We start from the raw sequence: 2,650 nt of genomic DNA, 5'->3' as shown, positions 1-2,650 counted from the left end.
AAAGTTTTCCTTGAAACCTACACAAACCGGCTTGATGGCAACCTTGGGCTTGAACTTGAAGAGATATTTGGTGTCAAAGTGGAACTGCTTGACAGGGCACAGGTTGAGGATGAAAAACAAATAATTGAGGCAGCCAGAAAGGGCGCCTGCTTTTTGCTTGTCTCAGGCGACCCGCTTTTGGCAACAACACACGTAAACCTATTGATTTCTGCCAGGGGCGCAGGCATTAATGCGAAAATTATCCACGCAAGCTCTATTCTCAGCGCAGCAATCTCAGAGTCAGGGTTGCAGGCATACAAGTTTGGCGCCGCAACAACCATCCCGCACTTTAGACCCAATTACAAACCCTCATCTCCTCTTGAAGTCATTGGCGCAAACCAGAAGCTTGGCCTTCACACAATCCTGCTTCTTGACGTAGACACAATCCTCGGCCCCCTCACGCCGCTTCAGGCCTGCAATAACCTGCTTGAAATGCAGGAAGTGCAAAAGCTCCAATACGGCAAGGCTGCAGCAAAGAAGGCCAAAGGGAGAAAAATCAAGTGGGCACGCAAGCAAACAGGCACTGAAAGTAATGCAATTAGTGATAAAACTATCTGTGCAGTTTCCAGTAATACCCAGGTTATCGTCCTGTCCAGGCTTGGCATGCAAGGCAGCCGGGTTATTTATTCAACAATAGGCAAAATAGCCAAGCCGGAAAAAGGAAAAGGCGGCAGTGTTGTTGCAGAAAAAGAAAAGGGGGGCATAAGTGCCTTTGCAGAAAAAGGGAAAGAAGGCAGCCGAAGCTTTGGGAAATTCGGCCAGGGCATGTGCCCTGCGTGCCTTGTAATTCCTGGAAAGCTGCATTTTGTCGAAAAAGAGTTTCTTGAGGGCCTTGAGTCAAGGTAATTCTTGAATCGTGGTAATATGTCAGAGCAAATTCAGGTTTTCAAAAAAGAGAACTGGGGAAAAGCGGAGCTTTTCAAGCTCCAGGGCCACCTGCGGCCAATCCAAAAAAGCGGGGAGGCATCTCAAGCCGAAAATAAACCGGGGCAGACTGATTTTGTCTACTCTAAGGCAAATAAGGCACTTATGCACAGGGAAACAGTAAGAAAGTACGCTCTTCTTTCGGCAGAGCGGGAAGCTGTAAGGGACGTTGCAATCAGGCTGAAAAAAAGCTATTTAGAGCAAGAGCCACAAGGCGCACAGCAAATGCAGACTAAAAAATCCATCTAAGGCGGCAATGTATGAAAATAGATTTTCATGTCCACTCGAACCACTCTGTTGATGCTCTTGATACTGTCGAGTCCCTTGCACTTGCTGCAAGGAAAAAGGGCCTTGATGCAATAGCTGTCTGCGACCATGACACAATGGCAAGAAAAGGCGGCAGGCCGCAGCTTATCGGCGGCGTGCTTGTGCTTTTCGGGACTGAGGTTTCAACAGCCCAGGGGCACGTGCAGGTTTTTGGCACTGGCAAAACATACAAGAAGGGCATTGACGCATTCAAGCTTGTTGAAAAAGTGAAATCCGAAGGCGGCATAACAATTGTGGCCCACCCGTACTCAAGGCGAGGGCATGCTCTGCACGAGCTTGCGCCGCAGGTGGGGGCAACAGCACTTGAGAAGTTCAATGGCAGGGATTTTGTGCACTCGTGGCGTGCGCGAAGGCTCATTGCGGTTGGCACAGGCGGCTCCGATGCTCATGTTGCGGCAGAGGTTGGCAATGCCTGGACTGAAATTGAAACGATCAAACCCTCACACAAAAACCTGGCAAGTGCGGAAGCAGACATACTAAGTGCTGTTGCAAAAGGGCAAATCACTGCCCGCTACAGGCCAAGCCTTGCATCAATAGCTTCAAGGTATGCCCAGAAACTTGGCAGGTTCATAAGAACAGGAAAAGTTGGAATGTATGCCCCTCCAAACAAAGGCTAGGCAGGGCATCTGAGCTGGACGTTTGAAAACGGAGAAAAATGGGGAAGCTTTGAAAAAGAATGAAAAAAGACGAAAAAAGCGCGAAAGGAATTACCATGATTATCAAGTCGGCAACAGTCCTTGCAAACCCGAAAAAAAAGTGGGCTGGCCTTGTCAAAAGCCAGGTGGAAAGCTTTCTTGCCTCAAGGGGAATACAAGTCGTTCAAAAAAATCAAGATAATGGCAAGGTCGGCAACGCGCAGCTTGCAATAACGGTTGGCGGGGATGGCACAATACTGCACAACAAGGCCCACTATGGCAAAATCATCTTTGGCATTGGCTCAAAAACTTCGTGGATTTGCCAGGCAAGAAATACAAACTGGAAAAGCAGGCTTGCCCGATTCCTTTCACTTTGCTCCAAAAACAAAACTGCTGCAAGCAACTCGGACAAATTGACAAGCAAGCGGCTTGTACTTCAAGGCAGGCTGAACTCAAAAAACCTGCCAATTGCGCTAAATGACATTGCAGTCAAGACCGCAAGCCACAGGATAGTTGACTTCTCCCTTAGATATGGGGTGAAAAACGGAACAAGGAGGGCGAGGTTTTTTGCCGACGGCTTCATATTCTCAACTCCAACAGGCTCTGGGGCATATGCCTACTCTGCAGGAGGCAGGGAGCTTGCCTTTGATGCAAGGGCCTACCAGCTTGTCGCAATTGCCCCCTACAGGCGGGCATTTTTGCCTGTTGTTGTCAGGCAAAGCAGC

4 protein-coding genes are annotated in these 2,650 nt (G+C 48.8%); all 4 read left to right on the top strand.

The window, feature by feature from the left end:
* Positions 1 to 885 (top strand): diphthine synthase (dph5, locus tag FJZ26_05430; protein MBM3229848.1); only part of this gene is annotated, 885 nt, incomplete at its 5' end.
* A gap of 18 nt (positions 886 to 903) precedes the next feature.
* Positions 904 to 1,212, top strand: coding sequence for a hypothetical protein (locus FJZ26_05425; GenBank protein MBM3229847.1), 309 nt, complete (start codon positions 904 to 906; stop codon positions 1,210 to 1,212).
* 11 nt (positions 1,213 to 1,223) lie between these two features.
* Positions 1,224 to 1,907 (top strand): PHP domain-containing protein, encoded by a 684-nt coding sequence (locus FJZ26_05420; GenBank protein MBM3229846.1) that lies wholly within the window; start codon positions 1,224 to 1,226, stop codon positions 1,905 to 1,907.
* Positions 1,908 to 1,966: 59 nt separating this feature from the next.
* Positions 1,967 to 2,650 (top strand): hypothetical protein (locus tag FJZ26_05415; protein ID MBM3229845.1); only part of this gene is annotated, 684 nt, incomplete at its 3' end.

The organism is Candidatus Parvarchaeota archaeon, assembly GCA_016866895.1.
In the GTDB taxonomy this organism is placed as follows: Archaea; Micrarchaeota; Micrarchaeia; order Anstonellales; family VGKX01; genus VGKX01.
Note: the sequence above shows the minus strand (reverse complement) of the source record. Positions and strands in the feature narration are given on the sequence as shown.